This window comes from Pseudomonas entomophila, from assembly GCF_029478665.1.
Taxonomy (GTDB): Bacteria; Pseudomonadota; Gammaproteobacteria; order Pseudomonadales; family Pseudomonadaceae; genus Aquipseudomonas; species Aquipseudomonas entomophila_F.
Window position 1 is genome coordinate 23,796 of record NZ_JARPQB010000021.1, and the last position, 25,364, is coordinate 49,159.

General features: G+C 63.9%; 28 protein-coding genes. 20 read left to right on the forward strand and 8 right to left on the reverse strand.

Annotated elements, in window-relative coordinates; translation table 11 throughout:
* Positions 1 to 4 precede the first annotated feature (4 nt).
* From P5705_RS12535 to P5705_RS12545, 3 genes are all read left to right on the forward strand, one after another.
* On the forward strand, positions 5 to 670 hold the full coding sequence (locus P5705_RS12535; RefSeq protein WP_277461183.1) for a fumarylacetoacetate hydrolase family protein: 666 nt from the start codon (positions 5 to 7) through the stop codon (positions 668 to 670).
* A gap of 154 nt (positions 671 to 824) precedes the next feature.
* Positions 825 to 1,751 carry an SdiA-regulated domain-containing protein gene (locus P5705_RS12540; RefSeq protein ID WP_277461184.1) on the forward strand — a complete coding sequence of 309 codons (927 nt, stop codon included), beginning with the start codon at positions 825 to 827 and terminating at the stop codon, positions 1,749 to 1,751.
* Between the two features lie 90 nt (positions 1,752 to 1,841).
* Positions 1,842 to 2,747: an SdiA-regulated domain-containing protein gene (locus P5705_RS12545; RefSeq protein WP_277461185.1), complete on the forward strand. Its 906-nt coding sequence runs from the start codon at positions 1,842 to 1,844 to the stop codon at positions 2,745 to 2,747.
* A 209-nt stretch (positions 2,748 to 2,956) separates the two neighbouring features.
* Here the strand turns inward: P5705_RS12545 and rpiA are convergent, their stop codons facing one another.
* Entirely contained in the window at positions 2,957 to 3,631 is a 675-nt protein-coding gene (gene rpiA, locus P5705_RS12550) for a ribose-5-phosphate isomerase RpiA (protein ID WP_011536226.1), read from the reverse strand.
* Positions 3,632 to 3,764: 133 nt separating this feature from the next.
* Here rpiA and ilvA point away from each other — a divergent pair, with 133 nt between their 5' ends.
* The gene (gene ilvA, locus P5705_RS12555) at positions 3,765 to 5,279 is read left to right on the forward strand and encodes a threonine ammonia-lyase, biosynthetic (RefSeq protein ID WP_213658759.1); all 1,515 of its coding nucleotides are present in this window, start codon (positions 3,765 to 3,767) and stop codon (positions 5,277 to 5,279) included.
* 75 nt (positions 5,280 to 5,354) lie between these two features.
* On the forward strand, positions 5,355 to 5,780 hold the full coding sequence (locus P5705_RS12560) for a DUF2269 domain-containing protein (RefSeq protein ID WP_277461186.1): 426 nt from the start codon (positions 5,355 to 5,357) through the stop codon (positions 5,778 to 5,780).
* A gap of 114 nt (positions 5,781 to 5,894) precedes the next feature.
* On the opposite strand, the gene P5705_RS12565 is transcribed toward P5705_RS12560, so the two are convergent.
* Positions 5,895 to 6,551 carry an HAD family hydrolase gene (locus tag P5705_RS12565; RefSeq protein WP_277461187.1) on the reverse strand — a complete coding sequence of 219 codons (657 nt, stop codon included), beginning with the start codon at positions 6,549 to 6,551 and terminating at the stop codon, positions 5,895 to 5,897.
* Positions 6,552 to 6,690: 139 nt separating this feature from the next.
* Between P5705_RS12565 and P5705_RS12570 the strand changes: the two genes are divergently transcribed.
* Both P5705_RS12570 and ptsP read left to right on the forward strand, forming a co-directional pair.
* Entirely contained in the window at positions 6,691 to 7,170 is a 480-nt protein-coding gene (locus P5705_RS12570) for an RNA pyrophosphohydrolase (RefSeq protein WP_003249017.1), read from the forward strand.
* A 22-nt stretch (positions 7,171 to 7,192) separates the two neighbouring features.
* On the forward strand, positions 7,193 to 9,466 hold the full coding sequence (ptsP, locus tag P5705_RS12575) for a phosphoenolpyruvate--protein phosphotransferase (RefSeq protein WP_277461188.1): 2,274 nt from the start codon (positions 7,193 to 7,195) through the stop codon (positions 9,464 to 9,466).
* A 113-nt stretch (positions 9,467 to 9,579) separates the two neighbouring features.
* Here ptsP and P5705_RS12580 read toward each other — a convergent pair whose 3' ends face one another.
* The gene (locus P5705_RS12580; protein WP_277461189.1) at positions 9,580 to 10,326 is read right to left on the reverse strand and encodes an NRDE family protein; all 747 of its coding nucleotides are present in this window, start codon (positions 10,324 to 10,326) and stop codon (positions 9,580 to 9,582) included.
* A gap of 131 nt (positions 10,327 to 10,457) precedes the next feature.
* Here P5705_RS12580 and P5705_RS12585 point away from each other — a divergent pair, with 131 nt between their 5' ends.
* Genes P5705_RS12585 through P5705_RS12595 form a run of 3 tightly spaced genes read left to right on the forward strand, consistent with a single transcriptional unit; the run spans position 10,458 to position 13,086 of the window.
* Positions 10,458 to 11,240: a sulfite exporter TauE/SafE family protein gene (locus tag P5705_RS12585; RefSeq protein ID WP_277461190.1), complete on the forward strand. Its 783-nt coding sequence runs from the start codon at positions 10,458 to 10,460 to the stop codon at positions 11,238 to 11,240.
* Between the two features lie 16 nt (positions 11,241 to 11,256).
* A complete protein-coding gene (gene lgt, locus P5705_RS12590) occupies positions 11,257 to 12,066 on the forward strand; it encodes a prolipoprotein diacylglyceryl transferase (RefSeq protein ID WP_011536219.1) in 810 nt (269 codons plus the stop codon).
* A 48-nt stretch (positions 12,067 to 12,114) separates the two neighbouring features.
* Positions 12,115 to 13,086, forward strand: coding sequence for a thymidylate synthase (locus P5705_RS12595; protein WP_252092397.1), 972 nt, complete (start codon positions 12,115 to 12,117; stop codon positions 13,084 to 13,086).
* Positions 13,087 to 13,210: 124 nt separating this feature from the next.
* Here P5705_RS12595 and cadR read toward each other — a convergent pair whose 3' ends face one another.
* Positions 13,211 to 13,654, reverse strand: coding sequence for a cadmium resistance transcriptional regulator CadR (cadR, locus tag P5705_RS12600; protein ID WP_011536217.1), 444 nt, complete (start codon positions 13,652 to 13,654; stop codon positions 13,211 to 13,213).
* A 128-nt stretch (positions 13,655 to 13,782) separates the two neighbouring features.
* Here cadR and P5705_RS12605 point away from each other — a divergent pair, with 128 nt between their 5' ends.
* From P5705_RS12605 to P5705_RS12620, 4 genes are all read left to right on the forward strand, one after another.
* Positions 13,783 to 16,029, forward strand: a complete 2,247-nt coding sequence (locus P5705_RS12605) for a heavy metal translocating P-type ATPase (RefSeq protein ID WP_277461191.1) — start codon at positions 13,783 to 13,785, stop codon at positions 16,027 to 16,029.
* A 12-nt stretch (positions 16,030 to 16,041) separates the two neighbouring features.
* Entirely contained in the window at positions 16,042 to 16,911 is an 870-nt protein-coding gene (locus P5705_RS12610) for a LysR family transcriptional regulator (protein WP_277461192.1), read from the forward strand.
* 216 nt (positions 16,912 to 17,127) lie between these two features.
* Positions 17,128 to 17,319: a type II toxin-antitoxin system HicA family toxin gene (locus P5705_RS12615; RefSeq protein ID WP_110992223.1), complete on the forward strand. Its 192-nt coding sequence runs from the start codon at positions 17,128 to 17,130 to the stop codon at positions 17,317 to 17,319.
* Between the two features lie 17 nt (positions 17,320 to 17,336).
* Entirely contained in the window at positions 17,337 to 17,744 is a 408-nt protein-coding gene (locus tag P5705_RS12620; protein WP_248917873.1) for a type II toxin-antitoxin system HicB family antitoxin, read from the forward strand.
* A 19-nt stretch (positions 17,745 to 17,763) separates the two neighbouring features.
* Here the strand turns inward: P5705_RS12620 and P5705_RS12625 are convergent, their stop codons facing one another.
* From P5705_RS12625 to nirK, 3 genes are all read right to left on the reverse strand, one after another.
* Positions 17,764 to 18,585 (reverse strand): suppressor of fused domain protein, encoded by an 822-nt coding sequence (locus P5705_RS12625; RefSeq protein ID WP_277461193.1) that lies wholly within the window; start codon positions 18,583 to 18,585, stop codon positions 17,764 to 17,766.
* A gap of 58 nt (positions 18,586 to 18,643) precedes the next feature.
* A complete protein-coding gene (locus tag P5705_RS12630; RefSeq protein ID WP_277461194.1) occupies positions 18,644 to 18,853 on the reverse strand; it encodes a DUF3079 domain-containing protein in 210 nt (69 codons plus the stop codon).
* Between the two features lie 78 nt (positions 18,854 to 18,931).
* The gene (gene nirK, locus P5705_RS12635) at positions 18,932 to 20,074 is read right to left on the reverse strand and encodes a copper-containing nitrite reductase (RefSeq protein WP_277461195.1); all 1,143 of its coding nucleotides are present in this window, start codon (positions 20,072 to 20,074) and stop codon (positions 18,932 to 18,934) included.
* A 204-nt stretch (positions 20,075 to 20,278) separates the two neighbouring features.
* Here nirK and P5705_RS12640 point away from each other — a divergent pair, with 204 nt between their 5' ends.
* Positions 20,279 to 20,494 (forward strand): hypothetical protein, encoded by a 216-nt coding sequence (locus tag P5705_RS12640; protein WP_277461196.1) that lies wholly within the window; start codon positions 20,279 to 20,281, stop codon positions 20,492 to 20,494.
* A 195-nt stretch (positions 20,495 to 20,689) separates the two neighbouring features.
* Positions 20,690 to 21,658, forward strand: coding sequence for a LysR family transcriptional regulator (locus tag P5705_RS12645; protein ID WP_431196943.1), 969 nt, complete (start codon positions 20,690 to 20,692; stop codon positions 21,656 to 21,658).
* A gap of 20 nt (positions 21,659 to 21,678) precedes the next feature.
* Here P5705_RS12645 and P5705_RS12650 read toward each other — a convergent pair whose 3' ends face one another.
* Positions 21,679 to 22,140 (reverse strand): Rid family hydrolase, encoded by a 462-nt coding sequence (locus P5705_RS12650; protein WP_277461198.1) that lies wholly within the window; start codon positions 22,138 to 22,140, stop codon positions 21,679 to 21,681.
* 250 nt (positions 22,141 to 22,390) lie between these two features.
* Between P5705_RS12650 and P5705_RS12655 the strand changes: the two genes are divergently transcribed.
* The 4 genes from P5705_RS12655 to P5705_RS12670 all read left to right on the forward strand — a co-directional run bounded on the left by P5705_RS12655 (position 22,391) and on the right by P5705_RS12670 (position 25,281).
* Positions 22,391 to 23,077, forward strand: a complete 687-nt coding sequence (locus P5705_RS12655) for a hydrolase (protein ID WP_277461199.1) — start codon at positions 22,391 to 22,393, stop codon at positions 23,075 to 23,077.
* Between the two features lie 162 nt (positions 23,078 to 23,239).
* Entirely contained in the window at positions 23,240 to 23,641 is a 402-nt protein-coding gene (locus P5705_RS12660; protein ID WP_277461200.1) for a helix-turn-helix domain-containing protein, read from the forward strand.
* Between the two features lie 174 nt (positions 23,642 to 23,815).
* Positions 23,816 to 24,235, forward strand: coding sequence for an organic hydroperoxide resistance protein (locus tag P5705_RS12665; RefSeq protein WP_277461201.1), 420 nt, complete (start codon positions 23,816 to 23,818; stop codon positions 24,233 to 24,235).
* A gap of 32 nt (positions 24,236 to 24,267) precedes the next feature.
* Positions 24,268 to 25,281: an alpha/beta hydrolase gene (locus tag P5705_RS12670; RefSeq protein ID WP_277461202.1), complete on the forward strand. Its 1,014-nt coding sequence runs from the start codon at positions 24,268 to 24,270 to the stop codon at positions 25,279 to 25,281.
* Positions 25,282 to 25,364: the final 83 nt, after the last annotated feature.

The window sequence follows — 25,364 nt, forward strand, 5'->3', positions numbered from 1 at the left end:
GGCCATGAGTTACCAGCACCAGTACGTAGACGGCACCCGCATCCATTACCCGCTGGGCAAGGTGGTGTGCATCGGCCGCAACTACGCCGAGCACGCCAAGGAACTGGACAACCCCATCCCCAGCGAGCCGCTGCTGTTCATCAAACCCGGTAGCTGCGTGGTGCCCCTGGAAGGCGGCTTCAAGATCCCGACCGAGCGCGGCTCGGTGCACTACGAAGCGGAAATCGCCGTGCTGCTGGGCAAGCCGCTGTCCACCGCGCCCTCCGAGGAAGAGGTGCTCGACGCCATTTCCGGCTACGCGCCGGCGCTCGACCTCACCCTGCGTGAAGTGCAGGCGAAACTGAAGGAAAAGGGCCTGCCATGGGAGCTGGCCAAGAGCTTCGATGGTGCTTGTGTGCTGCCGCCGTTCGTTTCGGCCGGTACTTTCGAGGACCTGGCCGATATCGGCATCCGCCTGACCATCAATGGCGAAGTGCGTCAGGATGGCAGCAGTGCGATGATGCTCAACCCGATCGTGCCGATCATCCAGCACATCGCCGCGCATTTCTCGCTGCAGCCGGGCGACGTCATTCTCACCGGCACTCCGGCCGGTGTCGGCCCGCTGAACGTGGGTGACGAGCTGGTGTTGGAACTTCCGGGCGCAAGCCGTTTCGAAGGTCGCGTGCTCTGACCTTGCATGGCGGCGGCTGGATGCCGTCGCCGTATCCCTGACCGCGGGTGGTCGTTGCCATTTTTTTCACAATCGATGCGGATAATGCGCAGACCTGCGCATTTTCGTCGGCATTGGGCTATACCTCACCGCTCGCTTTCAGGAATTTCCTTCAATGGCCACCTCCACCCGTGCATCCCTTCCGCCTGCACCCAAGCGCCGTGCCTCTCTGCGCTGGCTGATCGGCTTTGCCGCCCTGGCGGTGATCAGTTATGGCGTAGTCATCGCCATGCACTGGGATGATCGCGGCCTGTTGTGGCTGAAGGAGCGTTTCGAAAGCCCCGCCGAGCGCCTGGAGAGCATCTGGCTGCCGGACTATGTGGTGGATATCGACGCCAAGCCCTTGGTGGGCATGGAGGAAGACGAAGCCTCGGACGTGGCCTTCAACCCGCACACCCGCACCTTGTTCGCCGTGATGGGCAAGCACCCGTTCCTGGCCGAGTTGAGCCTGGAGGGCGATGTGCTGCGCAAGATCCCGTTGCAGGGCTGGAACAATCCCGAAGGTGTCGCCGTGCTCGAGGACGGGCAGATCGCGATCACCGACGAGCGCCTGCACGACCTGGTCCTGGTGAAGGTGGACGCCGGCACGACCTCGCTGAACCGAGCCGACTTCAAGAGCTACGACCTGGGCGAATCGGTCAAGAGCAACAAGGGCTTCGAGGCCGTGGCCTGGGACCCGATGCGCCAGCGCCTGCTGATCGGCGAGGAGCGCCCGCCGAAGCTGTACACCTGGAACACCGACGGGCATGGCCCGCTCACGGGCGACAAGCAGGTACTGCCCAGCGATGAGCTGGACCTGCGCAACCTGTCGGCCTTGGGTGTCGACCCGCGCACAGGCCACCTGCTGGTGCTGTCGGCGGATTCGAACATGCTGCTGGAGCTGGACGAGAAAGGTGAACAGGTCAGCTTCATGACCCTGCTGGGTGGTTTCAATGGCCTGAAGGACACCGTCCCGCGCGCCGAAGGCGTGGCCATGGACGACAAGGGCAACCTGTACATCGTCAGCGAGCCCAACCTGTTCTATCGTTTCCGCAAGCACTGACACGGCCTTCGGCGTATTCCGACGACGGTATTAAGTTTTGCTTCAGTTGTAGATGGTTAGATTCGCCTCCCCTTTGCCGAGTCTGCCTCCATGCGCCGTCGTTACCGCCTCACCCTTGCTTTAACTGTGCTTGCCGCCTTGCTCGTCCTGGGTGCGGCGGCCCAGGAATTCCGCCTGTTCGAGCGCGGCTGGTTCAACCTGCGGGCCTGGTGGCAGCCCGCCGAGCAGAGCATGGGGCTGGATCGCTATCGGGTTGCGGTGGAGGCACAGCCCATCGAAGGGCTGGACGACGATCTTTCGGCCCTGACCTACGACCCGGACCGCAAGAGCCTGTTCACGGTCACCAATGCCCGTTCCGAGCTCATCGAGCTGTCGTTGGACGGGCGCATCCTGCGCCGCGTGCCGCTGACCGGCTTCGGCGACCCCGAGGCCGTGGAATATGTGGGCCCCAACAGCTACGTGATCACCGATGAGCGCCAGCAGCGGCTGATCCGCGTGCGCCTGGAGGATGACACGCTGTTCCTCGATGCCAACGACGCCGAGCAGTTGTCCCTGGGCATCGGCCTCAATGGCAACAAGGGCTTCGAGGGGTTGGCCTACGACTCGGCGGGCAAGCGCCTGTTCGTGGCCAAGGAGCGCGACCCGATGATGATCTACGAGGTGCACGGTTTCCCCCATGACAACCCCGACAAGCCTTACGCGGTGCATGTGGTGCAGGACCGCAAGCGCGACAAGCGGTTGTTCGTGCGGGACTTGTCCAGCCTGCAGTTCGACGAGCGCAGCGGGCATCTGCTGGCCCTGTCGGACGAGTCGCGGCTGGTGCTGGAGCTGGATGTGAAGGGGCGGCCGTTGAGCACCCTGTCCCTGCGCAAGGGCATGCAAGGGTTGAAGCAGACGGTGCCGCAGGCGGAAGGGATTGCGATGGACGATGCCGGGACCATCTACCTGGTCAGTGAGCCGAACCTGTTCTACGTGTTCAAGCAGCCGGCTGATTGATTGCCTGGGCTGACGCTATCGTGGGGCAAGCGGATTTACGCCTGCCCCTGTAGGAGCGGCCTTGTGCCGCGAAAGGGCCGCAAGGCGGCCCCGGCAATCTTTGTTCAACGCTGAAATCTGGGGCTGCTCTGCAGCCCTTTCGCGGCACAAGGCCGCTCCTACAGATATCGCGCAAGGCTTGAAGTTAGCGCTTGCGCGGGGGAGCGGGCTTACTCGGCCTTGAGGGTCTTCACGCCTTCGGCGGTACCCAGCAGCAGCACATCCGCCGGGCGCGCCGCGAACAGGCCATTGGTGACCACGCCGACGATGGCGTTGATCTGGCTTTCCAGCTCGACCGGGTTGGTGATCTGCAGGTTGTGCACGTCGAGGATGACGTTGCCGTTGTCGGTCACCACGCCCTCGCGGTAGACCGGGTCGCCGCCCAGCTTGACCAGCTGGCGCGCCACGTGGCTGCGGGCCATGGGGATGACCTCGACCGGCAGCGGGAAGGCGCCCAGGACGGGGACCAGCTTGCTGGCGTCGGCGATGCAGATGAAGGTCTTGGCCACCGCCGCGACAATCTTCTCGCGGGTCAGGGCCGCGCCGCCGCCCTTGATCAGGTTCAGGTGGGCGTCGCTCTCGTCGGCGCCATCCACGTAGAACTCCAGCTCGCTGACGCTGTTCAGCTCGTAGACCGGGATGCCATGGCCCTTCAGGCGCTGGGCGGTGGCCTCGGAGCTGGCGACGGCGCCGTCGAAGGCGGTCTTGTGCTGGGCCAGGGCGTCGATGAAGAAGTTGGCGGTGGAACCTGTGCCAACGCCGACGACGCTTTTTTCATCCAGCTTGGGCAGGATGAGGTCGACGGCGGCCTGGGCGACGGCCTGTTTGAGTTGGTCCTGGGTCATGCGGGCTCCGGGAGGGGCAGGGCGGATTTCAAAGTTGCCTAGTATAACGGCTCCGGCGGCTTTGCTGTGGCTGCCCGACGTGACGCTGCGGTAGACTCCCAGGCCTTGTCCCGCGGCCCAGTGATGCTTTCCGATGCTCGAACAGTACGTCAAGAAGATCCTCACCTCGCGCGTCTACGACGTTGCTGTCGAAACCCCGTTGCACAGCGCCGGGCAACTGAGCAAGCGCCTGGGCAACACGGTCCTGCTCAAGCGCGAGGACCTGCAACCGGTGTTCTCGTTCAAGATCCGCGGGGCCTACAACAAGCTGGCGCAGTTGAGCGCGGAGGAGCTGGCCCGCGGCGTGGTCACCGCTTCGGCCGGCAACCACGCCCAGGGCGTGGCCCTGGCGGCCCGGGAGCTGGGCATCAAGGCGACCATCGTGATGCCCCGGACCACCCCCGAGATCAAGGTCGAGGGCGTGCGTTCGCGTGGCGGCAAGGTGGTGCTGCATGGCGACTCCTTCCCCGAGGCGCTGGCGTACTCGCTGAAACTGGTCGACGAGAAGGGCTTCGTCTACATCCACCCCTACGATGACCCGCACACCATCGCCGGCCAGGGCACCGTGGCCATGGAGATCCTGCGCCAGCACCCGGGCCAGCTTGATGCGATCTTCGTGCCGGTGGGCGGTGGCGGGCTGATCGCCGGTATTGCCGCCTACGTGAAGTACCTGCGCCCCGAGATCAAGGTGATCGGCGTCGAACCGGACGACTCGAACTGCCTGCAGGCCGCGATGGCCGCGGGCGAGCGCGTGGTGCTGCCACAGGTCGGGCTGTTCGCCGACGGCGTGGCGGTGGCGCAGATCGGCCAGCACACCTTCGATATCTGCCGTCACCATGTGGACGAGGTGATCACCGTCAGCACCGATGAAATCTGCGCGGCAATCAAGGATATCTACGACGATACCCGCTCGATCACCGAACCTGCTGGTGCATTGGGGGTTGCCGGGATCAAGAAGTATGTCGAGCTCAAGGGGGTGACGGGCCAGACCCTGGTGGCCATCGACTCGGGCGCCAACGTCAACTTCGACCGCCTGCGCCATGTGGCCGAACGTGCCGAGCTGGGCGAAAAGCGCGAGGCGATCATCGCCGTGACCATCCCCGAACGCCCGGGCAGCTTCAAGGCGTTCTGCGAGGCGATCGGCAAGCGCCAGATCACCGAATTCAACTACCGCAAGCACACGGCGGACGAAGCCCACATCTTTGTCGGTGTGCAGACCCATCCGGAAACCGACCCGCGCGCCGCGTTGGTGCAGCAGTTGACCGAGCAGGGCTTCCCGGTCACCGACCTGACCGACAACGAGCTGGCCAAGCTGCATATCCGCCACATGGTCGGTGGCCACTCGGCGGGGGCCAGCGACGAGATGGTGCTGCGCTTCGAGTTCCCGGAACGCCCGGGCGCTTTGTTCAACTTCCTCAACAAGCTGGGTGGGCGCTGGAACATCTCGATGTTCCACTACCGTAACCACGGTGCGGCCGATGGTCGCGTGGTGGCGGGGTTGCAGGTGCCGGAGGAGGAGCGTCACCTGGTGCCGGCGGCGCTGGCGAAGATCGGCTATCCGTACTGGGACGAGACCGAGAACCCGGCTTACCGGCTATTCTTGGGCTGAAACAAGCATCGTGGGGCAGCCGCTGGGAGCGGGCTTGCCCCGCGATTGGACGGCCTGCAGAAGGACACTCCATAGATGGAACACCTGACCACACTCAAGACCCTGCACATCCTCGCCACCGCGCTGCTGCTGCTGGGCGCCCTGGGCCTGGCAATCTGGACCATTCGAGCCCGCCGCAAGGGTGATGCCGATGCCTACGGGAAGTTGCTGCGCCGGCCACTGGTATTCGTCTGGCTGCTGATGGGCCTGTGCCTGGTGAGCATGCCGTTCACCGGCTGGTGGCTGGTGCATCTGGTTGGCTGGCCGTTGGGACAGACCTGGGTGCTGGCCTCCAGCGTCATCTACACCTTCGGCGCGTTTGCCGCCTGGTGGTTGCTGGTGCGGCTCAACCGGCTGCGCAAGGCTGAAGTGGTGGGGCTTAAGTTCACTTTGGCGTTGGCGGTGTTCAGTGGGGTGTGTTTCCTGTCCATTGCCGGCCTGATGGGCGCCAAGCCAATCTAGCAACGGCGCCGAACCTGTAGGAGCCAGCCTTGCTGGCGATGCAGGGCGCAGCCTTGCCGGGGTTCTCCAGGGCCCTTTCGCCAGCAAGGCTGGCTCCTACGGGGCGCGTCCAGTTCAGTCGCGCAGTGAGATGATCTCCCAGCCCCTGCGCTGGGCCTGCGCCCGCAGTTTCGGGTCCGGATCCACCGCCACCGGCCGCTCCACCAGCTCCAGCAACGGCACATCGTTCAGCGAATCGCTATAGAAGCAGCTGCCCTCCAGGTCGAAGCCGTTCTCCAGCATCCAGCGTTTCAACCGCGTCACCTTGCCTTCACGGAAACACGGTATATCGGTACTGCGCCCGGTGTAGCGCCCGTCCTGCGTCTCGCATTCGGTGGCCAGCAGGGTGCGCACCCCAAGGCGGTGGGCGATGGGCGCGGTGACGAAGCGGTTGGTGGCGGTGATGATCACCAGCTGGTCGCCGGCCTCGCGATGCTGGCGCAACAGGGCCTCGGCCTTGGGCAGGATGATCGGCTCGATGCAATCACGCATGAATTCGCGGTGCCACTGCGCCAGCTGCGCGGGCTCGCTGGCCGCGAGGATTTCCATGGAGAAGGCCAGGTAGGCCTGCATGTCCAGGGCGCCGCTGAGGTAGTCCTGGTAGAAGGCATCGTTGCGTGCCTTGTACGCGATCGGGTCGAGGATGCCCCGTTCGCACAGGTAGTCACCCCAGGCGTGGTCGCTGTCGCCACCGAGGAGGGTATTGTCCAGGTCGAATAACGCCAGGCGCATGGGTTGTCTCGCATCAGCTTCCGGGAGCCCCGCAGAATACGGAGTTTTCACCTCGCTGCACATAAGCTTGGCGGGCGCGTTGCTGCGTGCTCGGGCTTTGTGGAACAATGCGGCGACATGCGTTTGCGAGGTTGCTGCCGTGATCGACCCGGATGGTTTTCGCCCCAATGTCGGGATCATTCTCACGAATGATGCCGGGCAGGTGCTATGGGCTCGGCGGATCAACCAGGATGCCTGGCAGTTCCCCCAGGGTGGCATCAACCCTGACGAGACGCCGGAAGACGCCCTGTACCGCGAGCTGAACGAAGAAGTTGGCCTTGAGCGCGACGATGTGGAAATTCTTGCCTGCACCCGTGGCTGGTTGCGTTATCGTTTACCGCAACGCCTGGTGCGCACCCACAGCCAGCCGCTGTGCATCGGCCAGAAACAGAAGTGGTTCCTGCTACGCCTGGTGAGCAACGAGCAACGGGTACGCATGGACCTCACCGGCAAACCGGAATTCGACGGCTGGCGCTGGGTCAGCTACTGGTATCCGCTGGGCCAGGTGGTGACATTCAAGCGCGAGGTCTACCGACGCGCCCTGAAAGAGCTAGCCCCGCGCCTGCTGACGCGCGACTGACGACGGAGTCCGACCCCGAGCCATGCTCAATACGCTGCGCAAGATCGTCCAGGAAGTGAACTCCGCCAAAGATCTCAAGACGGCGTTGGGTATCATTGTCTTGCGCGTCAAGGAGGCCATGGGCAGCCAGGTCTGCTCGGTCTACTTGCTCGATCCGGAAACCAACCGTTTCGTGCTGATGGCGACGGAGGGCCTGAACAAGCGCTCCATCGGCAAGGTCAGCATGGCCCCCAACGAGGGCCTGGTCGGCCTGGTCGGTACCCGCGAGGAGCCGCTGAACCTCGAGAACGCCGCCGACCACCCGCGTTACCGCTACTTCGCCGAAACCGGCGAAGAGAAATTCGCCTCCTTCCTCGGTGCCCCCATCATCCACCACCGTCGCGTGGTGGGTGTGCTGGTCATCCAGCAGAAGGAGCGCCGCCAGTTCGACGAAGGCGAAGAAGCCTTCCTCGTCACCATGAGTGCCCAGCTCGCCGGGGTTATCGCCCACGCCGAGGCCACCGGCTCCATCCGCGGCCTGGGCCGCCAGGGCAAGGGCATCCAGGAGGCCCGCTTCGTGGGTGTTCCGGGCTCGCCCGGCGCCGCCGTCGGCCGCTCCGTGGTGATGCTGCCGCCCGCCGACCTGGAAGTGGTGCCGGACCGCACCGTCGAGGACATCGACAACGAACTCAAGCTGTTCAACAACGCCCTCGAAGGCGTGCGCGAGGACATGCGCAAGCTGTCTGCCAAGCTCGCCACCCAGTTGCGCCCCGAAGAGCGCGCGTTGTTCGACGTGTACCTGATGATGCTCGAGGACGCCGCCCTCGGTGGCGAGGTGGTCGAGGTCATCAAGACCGGCCAGTGGGCCCAGGGCGCCCTGCGCCAGGTGGTCGGCGAGCACGTCAACCGCTTCGAGCTGATGGACGATGACTACCTGCGCGAGCGTGCCTCGGACGTCAAGGACCTGGGCCGACGCCTGCTGGCGTATCTCCAGGAGGCCCGTTCGCAGTCGCTGGTCTATGAAGACAACACCATCCTGGTCAGCGAGGAACTGACCCCCGCCATGCTCGGCGAGGTGCCGGAAGGCAAGCTGGTGGGCCTGGTCTCGGTACTGGGTTCGGGCAACTCCCACGTGGCGATCCTCGCCCGGGCGATGGGTATCCCCACCGTCATGGGCGTGGTCGACCTGCCGTATTCGAAGGCCGACGGCATCGACATGATTGTCGACGGCTACAAGGGCGAGGTGTTCACCAACCCCGGCGAGGTGCTGCGCAAGCAGTACAGCGATGTGGTCGAGGAGGAACGCCAGCTGGCCCGCGGCCTCGACGCCCTGCGCGAGCTACCCTGCATCACCCCGGACGGCCACCGCATGCCGCTGTGGGTCAACACCGGCCTGCTCGCCGACGTGGCCCGGGCCCAGCAGCGCGGCGCCGAGGGTGTCGGCCTGTACCGCACCGAAGTGCCGTTCATGATCAACCAGCGCTTCCCCAGCGAGAAGGAGCAACTGGCGATCTACCGCGAGCAGCTGCAGGCCTTCCACCCGCTGCCGGTGACTATGCGCAGCCTCGACATCGGTGGCGACAAGTCGCTGTCGTACTTCCCGATCAAGGAAGAAAACCCGTTCCTCGGTTGGCGCGGCATCCGCGTCACCCTCGATCACCCGGAAATCTTCCTGGTGCAGACCCGCGCCATGCTCAAGGCCAGCGAGGGCCTGAACAACCTGCGCATCCTGTTGCCGATGATTTCTGGCATCCATGAGCTGGAAGAAGCGCTGCACCTGATCCACCGCGCCTGGGGCGAGGTGCGTGACGAAGGCACCGACGTGCCCATGCCGCCGGTCGGGGTGATGGTGGAGATCCCCGCCGCCGTGTACCAGACCCGCGAGCTGGCGCGGCAGGTGGACTTCCTCTCGGTCGGGTCGAACGACCTGACGCAGTACCTGCTGGCCGTTGACCGCAACAACCCGCGGGTCGCCGACCTGTACGACTACCTGCACCCGGCCGTGCTGCAGGCGTTGCAGACGGTGGTCAGCGTGGCCCATGAAGAAGGCAAGCCGGTGAGCATCTGCGGCGAGATGGCCGGCGACCCGGCTGCCGCGATCCTGCTGATGGCCATGGGCTTCGACAGCCTGTCGATGAACGCCACCAACCTGCCGAAGGTGAAGTGGATGCTGCGTCAGATCAACAAGAGCAAGGCCAAGGAATTGCTGGCCGACGCCATGAGCCACGACAACCCGCAGGTTATCCACAGCTCGCTGCAACTGGCGCTGAAGAACCTTGGCCTGGCGCGGATGATCGGGCCGAACAAGACCCTCTGATTCGCTGCGCCTGGACGGGCCCTTTCGCCGGCAAAGCCGGCTCCTACGACGGTCGCGGCGTTACGCCTATCCTGTAGGAGCCGGCTTGCCGGCGAACCGCCCGTAAAACCACCTCAAACCTCCAGGCTGATCTCCCCGAGGTGCCCACCAAACGGCCCGAAACTGCGCTCGACGATTCGCCGGCGCCCCTGGTCATCCACGATCAATACCGTGCTCGCCCGCGTCCCATAGTTCTGGCTGGCGATGAACACACTCGACAGCAGCTTCTCGGTTGCCAGCCCTACGCCCGTCTCGGGCAGCTCGCTGTCCGGCGCAGGTTGCGCATCGGCCAGCAATACCAGCAGCCGCTGTGGATCATCTGAATCCAGCAATCCCTCCAGCCCGCTACGCGCCTTCACCAGCTTCGGCCAAGGCGTATCCAGCCCGGCGTTCGACAGTCCGTACACGCCGGGCGAGAGCAGGCGCGGCCCGGCCTCGCGAGCATGCAGGTAACCCAATTGCTGCTCATCACCGACCAGCAGGTTGAACCCGGAATACTGCCCACTACGGCTGGCCACCTGATCGAGGTAGGCCTCGACCCCCAGTTCGCCCCGCAGATACGAGGCGACCAGTTCCCCCCGTGAGCGCGGCCCCAACGGCTGGCGCGGATCGCGGATATTGGTCAGCGCCGCGAACCGCCCCCTTGGCCCGACCCCCAACCAGGTCCCGCCGGCTTCCAGGTCCCGCCCGGCATACACGCCTGGTGCATCCACCCAGGCGGCCAGGGCCTGGGTGGGCCGGGCATGGAATTCATCGCGGTTGGCCGCGACGATCAGCGGCCGGGCTGTCCCCGGCCGCCAGGCGAATACGATCAGGCACATAGGTTGTCCCCTGTGTTTTCGGCCACTCTACCCGCGCCGTCGACCGCTAGCCATCACCTGACACAGACTTCACTAGAGCGCCGGGCGTGGCTTCCGTTACCATGCCGGATTGTTTTCCACTGGGGCCACGAATGGAATTCGCTCTCTATCTGCTGCTGGGCGCCTGCGCGGGTGTGCTGGCCGGGCTGTTCGGCGTTGGTGGCGGCATCATCATCGTGCCGGTGCTGGTGTTCAGCTTCACCCTGCAGGGCTTCGACCCTTCGGTGCTGACCCACCTGGCGGTCGGCACGTCGCTGGCGACCATCGTCTTCACCTCGATCAATGCCGTGCTCGAGCACCAGCGCAAAGGCGCGGTGCAATGGCCGATCTTCGCCTGGATGACCGTGGGCATCCTGCTGGGCGCGCTGGTCGGCGCGAAGACCGCCTCGCTGATCCAGGGCCCGATGTTGCAGAAGATCATCGGTGTATTCGCCCTGGTGATTGCCGTGCAGATGGCCCTGGACCTCAAGCCCAAGGCCAGCCGCGGCATCCCCGGCAAACCCGGCCTGACCGCCGTCGGCGGCGTGATCGGCTGGGCCTCTGCCATATTCGGGATCGGCGGTGGTTCGCTCACCGTGCCTTTCCTGACCTGGCGCAGCCTGCCCATGCAGCAGGCGGTGGCCACCTCGTCGGCCTGCGGCCTGCCGATTGCCCTGGCCGGCGCCCTGAGCTTCATGTGGCTGGGTTGGCATGAAGAGCATCTGCCGGCCCACAGCATCGGTTACGTCTACCTTCCCGCGCTGGTCGGCATTGCCGTGACCAGCATGTTCTTCGCCCGCTTCGGCGCGCGCCTGGCGCACAAGCTGTCGCCGCGTGTGCTCAAGCGCCTGTTCGCCGCGCTGCTGTTCTGCGTCGGACTCAGCTTCCTTATCTGAAACTAGAGGAAAGACAATGCTGCCTTACCCGCAGATAGACCCCGTGGCCGTGGCCCTCGGTCCACTGAAAATCCACTGGTACGGCCTGATGTACCTGATCGGCATCGGCGGCGCCTGGCTGCTGGCTTCGCGCCGGTTGAACCGCTTCGACCCGACGTGGAGCCGCGAGAAACTCTCCGACCTGGTGTTCTGGCTGTCGATGGGGGTGATCGTCGGCGGGCGCCTGGGCTATGTGCTGTTCTACGACCTGCACCAGTACCTGGCCAACCCGACGCTGATCTTCGAGGTGTGGAAGGGCGGCATGTCGTTCCACGGCGGCTTCATCGGCGTGATGCTGGCGGCGCTGTGGTTCGGCAAGCGCAACAACAAGTCGTTCTTCGAGCTGATGGACTTCGTCGCGCCGCTGGTGCCGATCGGCCTGGGCGCCGGGCGTATCGGCAACTTCATCAACGCCGAACTGTGGGGCAAGGCCACCGACGTGCCCTGGGCCATGGTCTTCCCGCCGTTCAGCGACCCGGCGCAACTGCCGCGTCACCCGTCGCAGCTGTACCAGTTCGCCCTCGAAGGTGTGGCATTATTCGTCATCCTTTGGCTGTACTCGCGCAAGCCGCGCCCGACCATGGCCGTTTCCGGCATGTTCGCGCTGTTCTACGGCATCTTCCGCTTCATCGTGGAGTTCGTGCGGGTACCCGACGCCCAGCTCGGCTACATCGCCTTCGGCTGGTTGACCATGGGTCAGTTGCTCTGCGTGCCGATGATCGTCGGCGGCATCTTCCTGATCTGGCTGGCCTACAACCGCAAACCGACGGCCAAGGCCACCGTTTGATTCCCACGGCAGGGGCGATCCCCCTGCCGTTCTTGTTACAGGTAAGCCATGAAACAGTATCTAGATCTGGTCCGTGACGTCATCGACAACGGCACGCTGCAGGAAAACCGCACCGGTATCCGCACCATCAGCCTGCCGGGCGCCATGCTGCGCTTCGACCTGCAGAAAGGCTTCCCGGCCATCACCACACGCAAGCTGGCGTTCAAGTCGGCGATCGGCGAGATGGTCGGTTTCCTGCGCGGTGTGAAGAATGCCGGCGAATTCCGTGAGCTGGGCTGCAAGGTCTGGGACCAGAACGCCAACGAGAACGCCCAGTGGCTGGCCAACCCGTTCCGTCAGGGCCATGACGACCTCGGCGAGATCTACGGCGTGCAGTGGCGCCAGTGGCCGGGCTACAAGCGCATCCCGCTGAGCAACCCGGCCGCCATCGAGATGGCGGAAAAGGCGGGCTTCCGTCGCATCGCCCAGGACGAGGAAGACGGCCAGGCGTTCGTCATCCTGTACAAGGCCATCGACCAGGTGCGCCAGTGCCTGGACACCATCGCCAACGACCCGGGCAGCCGGCGCATCCTGTTCCACGGCTGGAACTGCGCCCAGCTGGACGAGATGGCCCTGCCGCCGTGCCACCTGCTGTACCAGTTCCACCCGAATGTCGAGACCAAGGAAATCTCCCTGACGCTCTACATCCGCTCCAACGACCTGGGCCTGGGCACGCCGTTCAACCTCACCGAAGGCGCGGCGCTGCTGTCGCTGTTCGGCCGCCTGACCGGTTACACCCCGCGCTGGTTCACCTACTTCATCGGCGATGCCCATGTGTACGAAAACCATCTGGACATGCTCAACGAGCAGATGAAGCGCGAGCCGCTGGCGGCGCCGAAGCTGGTGATCAGCGACCGCGTGCCGGAGTTCGCCAAGACTGGCAAATACGAGCCGGAGTGGCTGGAGAAGATCGAACCGAGCGACTTCTCGCTGGAAGGGTATGAGCACCATGCGCCGATGACGGCGCCGATGGCGGTGTAGCTTTTCAGATTGCCGGGGCTGCCTTGCAGCCCATCGCGACACAAGGCCGCTCCCACAGGTACGCTGCAGAACCTGTGGGAGCGGCCTTGTGTCGTGAAAGGGGCGCGCAGCGCGCCCGGGATTTTCAATGCCCGTGGCTTCTGCCCACGTGTGAGTGCTCCACCTCCGGCACCGACACCGCTCCATTCGTCTCCAGCTGCTGCAGAATCGCGCACTCCGCCCCCTGCGCATTGCACTGCTGGCGCAATTCCACCAGTTGCGCCTGCAGCGCCACCAACCCGTCGATCCGCGCCTGCACATGCTCGATATGCTCGTCGATCAGCGCATTGACGCTGCCGCACGACGCCTCGGGGCTGTCGCGCAGGTTCAACAGGCTGCGGATCTCATCCAGGGTCATGTCCAGCGTGCGGCAGTTGCGGATGAAGGTCAGCCGCTCGACGTGGGCCTGGGTATACAGCCGGTAGTTGCCATCGCTGCGGGCAGGCTCGGGGAGCAGTTGCTCGCGTTCGTAGTAGCGGATGGTCTCCACGGCGCAGTCGGTGGCCTTGGCCAGTTCTCCGATCTTCATGGCAAATCTCCAGCAAGGGGCTTGACCCTATAGTGGCTACAGGGTGTTCACTTGGCAACAACCCTCTCTGTAGGAGCCGGCAAAGCCGGCTCCTACAGGAAGCAAGCGCCCTTTTTAAGGATGATTCCATGAACCAGCCAGTCAGCCCCGAACACAAGCATGACCACGACCATGGTGAAAAGGGTCACAGCCACGACACCCATGCCCATAACTGCTGCGGCTCCCATGCCGCGCCGGCCCTGGTGCAGCTGACCGAGAAGGCCAGCGCCCAGGCGCGGCTCAGCCGTTTCCGCATCCAGGCCATGGACTGCCCGACCGAGCAGACGCTGATCCAGGACAAGCTGGGCAAGCTGGCCGGTATCGAGCAACTGGAGTTCAACCTGATCAACCGTGTGCTGGGCGTGCGTCACACCCACGACGGCACCGGCCAGATCGAGCAGGCCATCGACAGCCTGGGCATGAAGGCCGAGCCGTTGGCGGACGAGGATGACGGCAGCGCCGAAGCGCCCCAGCCAAGCAAGACCCGCTGGTGGCCGCTGGCATTGTCCGGTGTGGCGGCGATCGCCGCCGAGCTCGTGCACTTCTCCGGCAAGGCGCCGGAATGGGTGGTGGCGGCGCTGGCCCTGGCGGCTATCCTCGGCTGCGGGCTGGGCACCTACAAGAAGGGCTGGATCGCCCTGAAGAACCGCAATCTCAATATCAACGCCTTGATGAGCATCGCCGTGACCGGCGCCGTATTGATCGGCCAGTGGCCGGAAGCGGCCATGGTGATGGTGCTGTTCACCGTGGCCGAACTGATCGAGGCCCGCTCGCTGGACCGCGCGCGCAACGCGATCGGTGGCCTGATGCAGCTGGCGCCGGACATGGCGACCGTGCAGCAGGCCGATGGGCTGTGGCGCGAAATCGACGTGCGCGAGGTGGCGTTGGGCGCTCTTGTGCGGGTGCGCCCGGGTGAGCGCATCGGCCTGGACGGTGAGGTAGTCAGTGGCCAGTCCAGCGTCGATCAGGCACCGATCACCGGCGAAAGCCTGCCAGTGGAGAAAACCGTGGGCGACAAACTGTTCGCCGGCACCATCAACCAGGCGGGTTCGCTGGAATACCGTGTCACCGCGGGCGCTGGCCAGTCGACCCTGGCGCGCATCATCAAGGCGGTCGAGGAAGCCCAGGGCGCCCGTGCGCCGACCCAGCGCTTCGTCGACCAGTTCTCGCGCATCTACACCCCGGTGGTGTTCGCCGTGGCCCTGGCGGTGGCGATCATCCCGCCGCTGTTCATGGCCGGTGCCTGGTTCGACTGGATCTACCGCGCCCTGGTGCTGCTGGTGGTGGCCTGCCCGTGCGCGCTGGTGATCTCCACCCCGGTGACCATCGTCAGCGGCCTGGCCGCCGCCGCGCGCAAGGGCATCCTGATCAAGGGTGGCGTATACCTGGAGGGCGGGCGCAAGCTGGACTTCCTGGCCCTGGACAAGACCGGCACCATCACTCATGGCAAGCCGGTGCAGACCGACAGCAAGGTGCTCGACCCGTTGTTCGATGGCCGTGCCCAGGCGCTGGCCGCAAGCCTTGCCGCCCGCTCCGACCACCCGGTGTCCGGTGCCATCGCCTTGTTCGCGAAGGCCCAAGACCTGGCACTGAGCGAAGTCACAGAGTTCACCGCCCTGGCCGGGCGTGGCGTGCGCGGCGACATCGACGGTGAAACCTACCACCTGGGCAACCATCGCCTGGTCGAAGAACTGGGCTTGTGCTCGCCGCAGCTCGAAGCCGAACTGGACCAGCTGGAGCGCCAGGGCAAGACCGTGGTGCTGTTGCTCGACCGCAGCGGCCCGCTGGCGCTGTTCGCCGTGGCCGACACGGTCAAGGACAGCAGCCGCCAGGCCATCGCCGAACTGCATGAGCTCGGTATCAAGACGGTCATGCTCACCGGCGACAATCCCCACACCGCCACGGCCATCGCCGCCCAGGTGGGGATCGACCGGGCCGAGGGCAACCTGCTGCCGGCGGACAAACTCGCCACCATCGAGCGCCTGTACGCCGAGGACCACCGGGTCGGCATGGTCGGTGACGGCATCAACGACGCGCCGGCCCTGGCTCGCGCCGAGATCGGCTTCGCCATGGCCGCGGCAGGTACCGACACGGCCATCGAGACCGCCGACGTGGCGCTGATGGACGATGACTTGCGCAAAATCCCGGCGTTCGTCAGGCTGTCGCGCCAAAGCGCGGCGATCCTCACCCAGAACATCGTGCTGGCCCTGGGGATCAAGGCGATCTTCCTGGCGATCACCTTTGCCGGCATGGCCACCATGTGGATGGCGGTGTTCGCTGATATGGGCGTGAGCCTGCTGGTGGTGTTCAACGGCTTGCGCCTGCTACGCAAATAGAGGTTATCCACAATGCTGAGCGCCGAGCTCAAAGCCTTCTACATGGTGGCCCGCCTGGGCAGCATCACCCTGGCGGCGAAGAAGCTCGGGCTCAGCCAGCCCACGGTGACCACGCAGGTCCGCAACCTCGAAAGCCAGTATGCGGTGGAGCTGTTCTACCGTGGCGGCCGGCGCCTGGTGCTGAGCGAGGAGGGCGTGCGCCTGTTGCCGATGGTCAAGGCCCTGCTGCAGCAGGAAGCCGATATCGAGTTCGAGCTGCGCAACAGCGGCCAGGCCCAGGGCAGCCTGCGCATCGCCGCTACTGCGCCGTACTACATCCTCGACCTGGTGAAGATCTTCCGCGAACGCCTGCCCCAGGTGGACGTGGCGGTCGAGATTGGTAATTCCCAGCAGGTGCTGGAAATGCTCGAGGACTACCGGGTGGACATCGCGGCCTCTTCGCAGCTACTGGAGGACGCGCGCCTGGTGCGCCGGGTGTTGGGCACCGACCCGCTGGTGGTGGCGGTGCACCGCAATCATCCGCTGGCTCACCGCCAGGCGGTGTCCATCGACGTGGTGGCCGGGCATTGCCTGCTGATGCGCGAGAAGGGCTCGACCACTCGCAAACTCACCGAGCAGATGATGCAGGAAGCCGGCGTGAAGGCCGGCGCGCTGCTGGAGATCGGTAGCCGCGAGTCGATCCGCGAGGCGGTGCTGCGCAATATCGGCATCAGCATCATCGCCCGTCATGAAGTGCCGCATAACCCGGAGTTGCGGGTGCTGGCGCTGGAGGACGCGCCGGTGATGCACGAGTACCTGTATTGCCTCAAGGAGCGACGGCAGGCGCGCTTGCCAGCGGCGTTCCTGGGGGTGGCGCAGGAAGTGGCGGGGCTTGCGACCTGAGGGCTGGAACACCCAGGTAGGAGCCAGCCTTGCTGGCGATGCCCGGCATGGCCGGGCCCTGTGCAAATCCCTGCATCACTTCTCCCCGATCGCCACACCGGCCAATCACCATAATTCCCTTCGGATCGCCCACTCGTCGCCTTGGTGGGTATGGTGTTGATAAAGCATGTTCGGTGGTTATACTAACCACCGTCCGGCTCACCCAAGGATTGGGTCATGAACAGCCGTGAAATGATTTCGGTGATCGAAGCGGATGGTTGGTATCTAGTGCGTTCGAAAGGCAGCCACCACCACTTCAAGCACCCCCACAAGACCGGGCTGGTCACCATCCCGCACCCGAAGAAGGACCTGCTGCCCGCCACTGCGGCCAGCATCCTGCGCCAGGCGCGGATCGGTTACGCCAGCTGACCAGGAGAACCCCAGCCATGCTTTTTCCCATCGCGATCCTTCCCGGCGATCATCAGCACGCCTGGGGCGTGGAAGTGCCAGACATCCCCGGGTGCTTCTCGGCTGGCGACGACCTCGACGATGCCATCGCCATGGCCCGCGAGGCGATCGAAGGCCATCTCGAACTGCTCGCCCAGGACCAGCAGGAGATCCCCAAGGCCGGCAAGGTCAGCGAGCATGCCGCCAACCCGGCTTACGCCGGATGCACCTGGGCACTGATCGACATCGACATCACCCGTTACCTGGGCAAGGCCGAGAAACTCAACATCACCTTGCCGGCCTACCTGCTCACTCGCATCGACAGCTATGTGCAGAACCACCCCGAGCACAAGAGCCGCTCGGGCTTCCTGGCCGAAGCGGCGCTCAAGGTGCTGCAGGGCAAGTAAGCCCTGCCGGGCAACACCTTCAGATCACGCTTTCCCGCTGCAAATTGCTCACATGCCCATGCCCCGCGGCCTGCAAGCGTTCCACCAGGTCCATCCGTGCCTGGCCGCCGCCGTTGCGCACATAGTCGAGCTCGGCGGCGGTGATCAGTACCACCGGTACCAACGTGACTGGCGACAGCGGCATGTCTGCCAGATGCGTGCTGAAGTCCGGCGCCGGCCCGCCTACCAGCACACCGAGGCAGTCATCCTCGGTCACGAAGTGCGCGGGCAATTGCCCCTGCATGCACGGTGACTGGCTCACGCCAGGCAGTTCGAACGACAGCACGCCGAAGCGCTCAAGCCGGTGATTGATGCCGCCAGCGTCGGCCACGGTATCGGCCACCGTGCGCACCACATCGAACGCCCAACTGCCCATGAACGGGCTGACGTCGCCAGTCTTGCCATACACCGCCTCGGGGAAGTCGGCCGACTCGACGAACAGTTCCAGCTCGAAGCCATTGCCCGCGCCTTCGACATCGTCGAACGGATCGGACAGGCCATCGCTGGCCAAGAGGATGCTGCGTTCACGGCGCACGACCCGGTAGGCCTGGCGGGTCGAGGGCCAGTGTGGCCCGCCCATGAGGCTTGGGCTGATGGCGTAACCCAGCACATCCTGCTCGACCTCGCCGACCGTCTGCCAATGGCGATCGAGCACGGCGCAGCCCGCCTCGCGTGCGGCCTGGCTGGCGGCCTCGGCGGCCGTCATCGTTGGCTCGGGCTCGGCAGCCTGCGGCTGGGGTTGGGCATCGGCCTCGTTGGCTTCAGGGCGTGATTGGCCAAGCAGCTTCTTGAAAAAATCCATGGGCGGTCCTTGCTGGGTGATAGGGCGACCGCCATGGTGCCGTTATCGGCTGCCTGGCTCAACCTTGGTGGCGGATGGCTGATGCGTCGGGCAACAGTTGCTCCAGCGGGTCCGCTTGCAGGTTCCAGTCCTCGCCGAACAACTCCGCCGGATGCATGGTTCGCTCCGCTCCATTGCCACAGGCCAGCGCCTTGGCCGGGCAATACAGATCGCACCCCCAGCAGATCCGTTCGGGGTGGCTTGGGTTCACGGGAAATTTCTTGGCCATGGTCTCCCTCCATGAAGTGGATGCCTGCGCTCAGGCTATGCCGCGCATGGCCAAGAGGCTTGATCGGGATCAACGCCGCTACTTGATCGGCCCGGGCGCCTCCACCTGGCTCATCAGTTCGTCGTTCCACTGCCCTTCGACCTGCACATGGGCGGCCGCGCCAAGCATCACCGCCTCGATCAGGTTGTGGTTGAGGTAGGTGTACAGGCCGGGCTGGCGGAAGGTGTACAGCGCCGCGCCCGCCGCGCCGCCCGGGATGAACCAGGTTTCCAGGTTGCGCTGTGGCGGGTTGGCGAACTTGCCGGAGGCCCAGACATAGTCACCGTGGCCGCCAATCAGGTGCGGGCGGGTGTCGCGGTTGGCCTGCGAGTGCACGATCAGCACCGTCTCGCCCACCTTGGCGGTCAGGGCCTGCTTGCCGGTCAGCGCGCCGACGCTGCCGTTGAACACGATATGGGTCGGCACCAGCCCCTTCATCAGGGGTTGCATGTCGGCGAAGCTGGCGATGGGGGTGGGGTAGCGCTTGTACTTGCCGTCCTTGTCGCGGGGGATGTAGTAGTCCTGCTCGCCGATGTACCAGACCTTGTCGTACTGCAGCGGGCGGCCTTCGGGGTCTTTCAGGCCATCACGCGGCAGCACCATGATCGCGCCGTTCATACCACACACCACATGCCACGGGATCATCGCCCCGCCAGGCGCGCAGTGGTACACGAACACCCCGGCCCGGTCGGCCTTGAAGCGCAGTTTCACCTGCTCGCCGGGCTTCACATGGGTCAGCTCGCCGCCGCCCAGGGCGCCTGTGGAGGCGTGGAAGTCGATGTTGTGCATCATGCTGTTGCTGGCCGGGTTGACCAGGGTGAGCTCCAGGTAGTCGCCTTCGTGCACCACCAGCAGCGGGCCGGGCACCGAGCCGTTGAAGGTCATGGCGTGGATGAAGGCGCCGTTGTTGTCGACGGCCAGTTCCTTTTCCTCGATGACCAGGCGGAATTCGACGATGCGAGGTTTACCGGGCGCGCGCTGGGTGTGGGCGTGTACATGGGGCGGTGCGACCAGTTCCACGCTGGCCCGCTCCAGCTTCGACCAGTCGGCAGGCGAAGCTTTGGCCTGCGACTCGGTTGCCTGGGCCAGGCCAGGGCCCAGCAGGGTGCTGCCGACACCCAGTAGTACACCGCCCGCCAGGATGCCGCGCCGGGTCAAAGCCAATCCGTCTTGCTCACTCATGGGACTTCTCCTTAAGTCGACGAAAGCCGTCGGGCACAGGATTACCCCTTTTAAACATAAGGTTTATTGAGCGAAAACAAGAAGTGGAAAGGGCTGACAACCTGTCGCAGGTCTGGCGGAAGGCTACTATGGCTTGTGGGGCGCCTCTGGAGGGCGTTGGTTGCAACCTGGGCGTGCTGATCAGCCCTGCAAGGAGCACACCGAGTGAGCCGATTCGTCAGTTTCGAGATCACCAATCATCGGCATTACGTGGTCAGTGTCGATCACATCATCGCGATGTATCCGCTGCCTCAGGAACGCAATTTCAACAAGGGCGGGATTGTGTTGATCAGCGGGATGGGGAAGGAGGGCGCGAATGTGGCGCTCGAGCTGAGTGGGGTGGAGGTAAGAAAGCTGCAAAAGGCGTTGCTGGAAGGATGAGCTGGAGGCCCCCGCACGCAATCCAGAGCCACATACGCAAGGGTAGGCCTCCTGAATTCGAACGTTGTCGATCATCCCTTGCGCAGAGAATAGGCAAGTCGGCATAACCGTTTTCAACCAATCGCCGGAACAATGTGGCTGCTTCACCCAACCCCTTCTCGTATCATCTGCGCCTTCGCATCTGGAACGAACTGTGTGAAATCGCCAACTGGAAAAGCTCCGGCTGCCCCTGATGGGACGAAGTGGGACGTGGCCGAGGCTGTCAATCAGCTCTCGTGGGACGACTTGCGCATCATCAAGACGCTCAGTGATTGCGGCAATCGTTCGGCTACGGCCAAGAAGCTTGGCATCAATGTGTCCACTGTTTCGCGCCGGGTTGCGCAAGTTGAGCGAACGCTCGGCATCGCGCTGTTCGATCACCGCAAATCTGGGTATCTGCTCACCGCCGAGGGCGCTGAGTTGCGCGCACTCGCCGAGCGCGTGGAGCTGGATATCGTCAGCGTCACGCGGCGTGTTTCTCGTTCAGGCCAAGGCCCGCTGGGGAAACTTCGAATTACCACCAGCGACTCGCTGCTGCTGTACTTCTTCACCCCCATCATCGCGGCCTTCAAGGCCCTTAACGAGGGGATCACCATCGAGGTGCTGGTGGGCAATGAAACCCTCAGCCTCGCCCGGGATGAATCGGATATCGCGATCCGAGCGACGAGAAAACCTGCAGAAAGCCTGGTGGGCCGTAAACTGGCGAACATTGCCTGGGCACCTTACTGCTGCGCCAAGCAGATGACTGCCGAGCCCCTGTTCGCAGAGGGGCAGGCATGGGTGTCCTACTCGGCGGCGCTCAGCGGCTTGAGGGCGACACGCTATGTCGAAAGCAGAGTCGCCGCTGAGCGCATTGCCTACCGCACCGACTCTGTTGCCGCCGCAAGTGTCGCCATCGCGGCGGGCCTGGGGTTTGGATTCCTGCCCTGCATGCTGGGTGACATCACCCCGGGGTTGGTACGCGCAGGCCCAGTGCTGCCGGAGCTTCAGGACGAGTTGTGGCTGCTGACGCACCAGGACATTCGAAAATCCTGGCGCGTCAAAGCATTCATGACATTCTGCGCCGCTGCCGTGGCCAGTCAAAAGCCCTTGGTCGAGGGGCAGTCGGTGCTCCCGGTCACATAGGTCGAAACCGGGAGTGCCGCTCAGAGGTCCCGGGCGCCAATCACGGCCTTGCAGGCGATCTCGATCAACTGCGGGCGCTGCGCAAGCCTCGACACCCCGATGATATTGCTCGCGCACTGAGGCCGCTCAGTGCCATAGGCCGCCTTGCGCACGTTGCCGACCACCGCGAACGCAGCGTCCATGTCCAGCACATAAAGCGTTTCCTCGACAACGTCTTGCATCGACGCGCCATACACGGCGAGCAGCTTCGAAATGTTGTCGTAGGAGACCCGCATCTGCTCGCCCATCGAAGAGAAATCACAGGGCTTGCCGTCGGCGTTCAGCGGCGCCGGGGCTAGCAGGTTGCCTGCCTCATCATGGTTGAACTGACCTGAAACGTAGATCTCGTTGCCTACCCGCCGTGCCTGCGGATAGCCGTAGGCCTCCTCCCAGGAAACGCCCCAGTAGGCGGTCTGCTTGTTGAACGGTTGTGAAGCTGCCATTGCATTCTCCTGCACATGACGGACCGGCTTGATCCGAATGGAAAGGCGAATGCTAGCAGCGCGATCGCGTATTCAATGGCGCAAAAATGAGCCGGTAGAGGCGCAAAAGTGCGCCACCGCCAGGCGCTTTGTTTCGTTATCTTTTGCTCGTCCTCAAGCAACGACGCTGAGGAGCGTACTCGTGGCTACGGTAACGCCCGGGCCCCGAAACGGGTGCGCTTGAACTTCATCAAATTGAAAGGAAACAACAATGAGCAATCCTAAGACTGAAGTCCTGACCCCGCTTAACAGCCAACTGATCTTCATCGATCAGCAGCCGCAGATGGCCTTCGGTGTACAGAGCATCGACCGGCAAACCCTGAAGAACAACACCGTTGGCCTGGCCAAGGCCGCGAAGATTTTCAATATCCCCACCACCTTCACCACGGTCGAGACACAAAGCTTCTCAGGCCACACCTACCCCGAGCTGCTCGCGGTGTTCCCGGACGCCCCCCTGCTGGAGCGCACCTCGATGAACTCCTGGGATGACCAGAAGGTGCGCGACGCCCTCAAGCGCAATGGCCGCAACAAGATCATCGTCTCCGGCTTGTGGACCGAGGTCTGCAACGCCACCTTCGCCCTGTCGGCAATGAACGATGCCGGCTATGAAATCTATATGGTCGCGGACGCCTCCGGCGGCACCACCAAGGAAGCCCACGACTACGCCATGCAGCGCATGATCCAGGCCGGCGTGGTGCCGGTGACCTGGCAGCAGGTGCTGCTGGAATGGCAACGGGACTGGAAGAACCGCGACACCTACGACGCCGTGATGGAGCTGGTAAAGGAACATTCCGGTGCCTATGGCATGGGCGTCGACTACGCCTACACCATGGTGCACAAGGCGCCTGAGCGCGTTCAGCATGGCCCCACCTTGGCGCCTGTCGCTGCAACTGTCTGAGCCATCGCCAGCCCCAGCCCTGGGGCTGTTCACAGACTTGCGCAGGGTGCGCAGTCGACTGGACCGAATCAACGAGCCTGGCCTGGAACCTCTACGGTCTCCAGTGGCTAGCGCTGTTCGCGTCAGGCGCTCGCATCCTGCTACCTGGATTCATGGGTGTGTATGAACAAGGACAACTCTACCGTGCTGGCGACGCTCACATTGGCTTCGACAGGGCAGCTCAAATCCTGGCAGTTGAGAACGGCCAAGCAACTGATGCTGGACAGGCTGAATTCCGGCATTTCAGTGACTGAACTCGCCAAAGCGTGCGCGTTGTCACGCAGCCACTTCTCACGCATGTTCAAGGAAAGCACCCAAATGCCCCCGCAGCGATGGCTGCGTGAGCAGCGGGTCATGAAGAGCAGAGAGTTATTGAAGGCTTCCACGATGTTGCTCACGGAGATCGCGATGGAATGCGGCTTCAGCGATCAATCTCACTTCTGCCGTACCTTCGTGAAGGCTGAGGGCATGACACCGACGGCTTGGCAGCAACAAGCCAGCTGCCCGATTCCGGTCGTTGCGTGAAGCACTAAGGCCTCATCAACGCGCAGGCGAGCCTGGCCGGACTGAGGTGTAACCGCCTTGTAAATCAGATTGTTAGAGCGGCAGACGATTTTATAAAAATCTTGCGCGCGAAATTATTGAGCGACAGCTTATTGCGCATTGTTGGCGCGCAAACATTCAAAAGTGAGGAAAGCCATGAAAGTTCTCTACACCGCAGTCGCAACCGCAACTGGTGGTCGTGATGGCCGAGCCATCTCCAGCGACAACAACCTCGACGTGAAACTGGCCACACCGAAGGAATTGGGCGGTGCCGGTGGTGCTGCCAGCAACCCTGAGCAACTGTTCGCCGCGGGTTACTCGGCCTGCTTCATCGGTGCCCTGAAGTTCGTCGCCAGCCAGAACAAACGCAGCATTCCAGCCGACGCCTCGATCACTGCGCGGGTCGGTATTGGCCAGATCCCAGGCGGCTTTGGCCTGGACATCGACCTGCACATCAGCCTGCCAGGCCTGGAGCGAGCCGATGCACAAGCGTTGGTGGAGGCGGCCCATCAAGTGTGCCCGTACTCCAACGCAACCCGTGGCAACGTCGATGTCCGTCTGCACGTCACCGTCTGATTTCCCGCCTCAACAGAAACAGGGGTTATGAAATGAACGTTGTGAGCAAAACACTCGTTGGCTCGCTGCTTGCCTTGTCGATCGGTAACGCATTCGCTGACGCTGGCGTCGAACACAACACCCAGGCATTCCTCGATGCCTTGAACTCAGGCAGCGGTAAACCCATCGAGCAGCTTTCGCCGAAGGATGCCCGCGCGGTACTGACTGGCGCTCAGGCCGGGGTGAAACTGGCACTGCCCAAGGCGGATGTCAGCGAGAAGACCATCACCGTCGATGGCCAGGCCATCAGCTTGACCATCGTGCGTCCGGCGGGTGTGAAGGGGACCTTGCCGGTGTTCATGTACTTCCACGGCGGCGGCTGGGTGCTCGGCGACTTCCCGACCCATGAGCGCCTGGTGCGTGATCTGGTCGTCGGTTCCGGGGCGGTGGCGGTGTTCGTCAATTACACCCCGTCCCCTGAAGCGCGCTACCCGACGGCGATCAACCAGGCCTACGGAGCAACCCGATGGGTGGCCGAGCACGGCAAGGAAATCAATGTCGACGGTAAGCGCCTGGCGGTAGCGGGCAACAGCGTTGGCGGCAACATGGCAGCCGTGGTCAGCCTGATGGCCAAGGATAAGGGTACCCCGGCCATCAAGTACCAGGTGTTGCTGTGGCCGGTGACCGACGCCAACTTCGAGACCGCGTCGTACAACCAGTACGCCGAGGGGCACTTCCTCACCAGGAACATGATGAAGTGGTTCTGGGACAACTACACCACCGACCCCAAGCAACGTGCCGAGATCTACGCCTCGCCGCTGCGCGCCACCCCTGAGCAGTTGAAAGGGCTGCCGCCAGCGCTGGTCCAGACCGCGAGCGCCGATGTACTGCGTGACGAAGGGGAAGCCTACGCGCGCAAACTGGACCAAGCTGGGGTGCCAGTCACGGCGGTGCGCTACAACGGCATGATCCATGACTACGGGTTGTTGAACGTGGTCAGCCAGGTTCCGGCGGTACGCTCTGCAATGCTGCAGGCTTCCGAAGAGCTGAAAGTTCATTTGAAGTGAACCTGCTCAAGGCTGGAGATGTTTGCCATGGGCTGGTGATCACCTTTGGAAACGGAAAACCCGCTGAAAAGCGGGCTTTTTCG

Bases quoted from the DNA above. Each gene is read 5' to 3' on its own strand.
- P5705_RS12535 (WP_277461183.1), top strand. From the start codon at position 5: ATGAGTTACCAGCACCAGTACGTAGACGGCACCCGCATCCATTACCCG.
- P5705_RS12540 (WP_277461184.1), top strand. From the start codon at position 825: ATGGCCACCTCCACCCGTGCATCCCTTCCGCCTGCACCCAAGCGCCGT.
- P5705_RS12545 (WP_277461185.1), top strand. From the start codon at position 1,842: ATGCGCCGTCGTTACCGCCTCACCCTTGCTTTAACTGTGCTTGCCGCC.
- rpiA (WP_011536226.1), bottom strand. From the start codon at position 3,631: ATGACCCAGGACCAACTCAAACAGGCCGTCGCCCAGGCCGCCGTCGAC.
- ilvA (WP_213658759.1), top strand. From the start codon at position 3,765: ATGCTCGAACAGTACGTCAAGAAGATCCTCACCTCGCGCGTCTACGAC.
- P5705_RS12560 (WP_277461186.1), top strand. From the start codon at position 5,355: ATGGAACACCTGACCACACTCAAGACCCTGCACATCCTCGCCACCGCG.
- P5705_RS12565 (WP_277461187.1), bottom strand. From the start codon at position 6,551: ATGCGCCTGGCGTTATTCGACCTGGACAATACCCTCCTCGGTGGCGAC.
- ptsP (WP_277461188.1), top strand. From the start codon at position 7,193: ATGCTCAATACGCTGCGCAAGATCGTCCAGGAAGTGAACTCCGCCAAA.
- P5705_RS12580 (WP_277461189.1), bottom strand. From the start codon at position 10,326: ATGTGCCTGATCGTATTCGCCTGGCGGCCGGGGACAGCCCGGCCGCTG.
- P5705_RS12585 (WP_277461190.1), top strand. From the start codon at position 10,458: ATGGAATTCGCTCTCTATCTGCTGCTGGGCGCCTGCGCGGGTGTGCTG.
- lgt (WP_011536219.1), top strand. From the start codon at position 11,257: ATGCTGCCTTACCCGCAGATAGACCCCGTGGCCGTGGCCCTCGGTCCA.
- P5705_RS12595 (WP_252092397.1), top strand. From the start codon at position 12,115: ATGAAACAGTATCTAGATCTGGTCCGTGACGTCATCGACAACGGCACG.
- cadR (WP_011536217.1), bottom strand. From the start codon at position 13,654: ATGAAGATCGGAGAACTGGCCAAGGCCACCGACTGCGCCGTGGAGACC.
- P5705_RS12605 (WP_277461191.1), top strand. From the start codon at position 13,783: ATGAACCAGCCAGTCAGCCCCGAACACAAGCATGACCACGACCATGGT.
- P5705_RS12610 (WP_277461192.1), top strand. From the start codon at position 16,042: ATGCTGAGCGCCGAGCTCAAAGCCTTCTACATGGTGGCCCGCCTGGGC.
- P5705_RS12615 (WP_110992223.1), top strand. From the start codon at position 17,128: ATGAACAGCCGTGAAATGATTTCGGTGATCGAAGCGGATGGTTGGTAT.
- P5705_RS12620 (WP_248917873.1), top strand. From the start codon at position 17,337: ATGCTTTTTCCCATCGCGATCCTTCCCGGCGATCATCAGCACGCCTGG.
- P5705_RS12625 (WP_277461193.1), bottom strand. From the start codon at position 18,585: ATGGATTTTTTCAAGAAGCTGCTTGGCCAATCACGCCCTGAAGCCAAC.
- P5705_RS12630 (WP_277461194.1), bottom strand. From the start codon at position 18,853: ATGGCCAAGAAATTTCCCGTGAACCCAAGCCACCCCGAACGGATCTGC.
- nirK (WP_277461195.1), bottom strand. From the start codon at position 20,074: ATGAGTGAGCAAGACGGATTGGCTTTGACCCGGCGCGGCATCCTGGCG.
- P5705_RS12650 (WP_277461198.1), bottom strand. From the start codon at position 22,140: ATGGCAGCTTCACAACCGTTCAACAAGCAGACCGCCTACTGGGGCGTT.
- P5705_RS12655 (WP_277461199.1), top strand. From the start codon at position 22,391: ATGAGCAATCCTAAGACTGAAGTCCTGACCCCGCTTAACAGCCAACTG.
- P5705_RS12660 (WP_277461200.1), top strand. From the start codon at position 23,240: ATGAACAAGGACAACTCTACCGTGCTGGCGACGCTCACATTGGCTTCG.
- P5705_RS12665 (WP_277461201.1), top strand. From the start codon at position 23,816: ATGAAAGTTCTCTACACCGCAGTCGCAACCGCAACTGGTGGTCGTGAT.
- P5705_RS12670 (WP_277461202.1), top strand. From the start codon at position 24,268: ATGAACGTTGTGAGCAAAACACTCGTTGGCTCGCTGCTTGCCTTGTCG.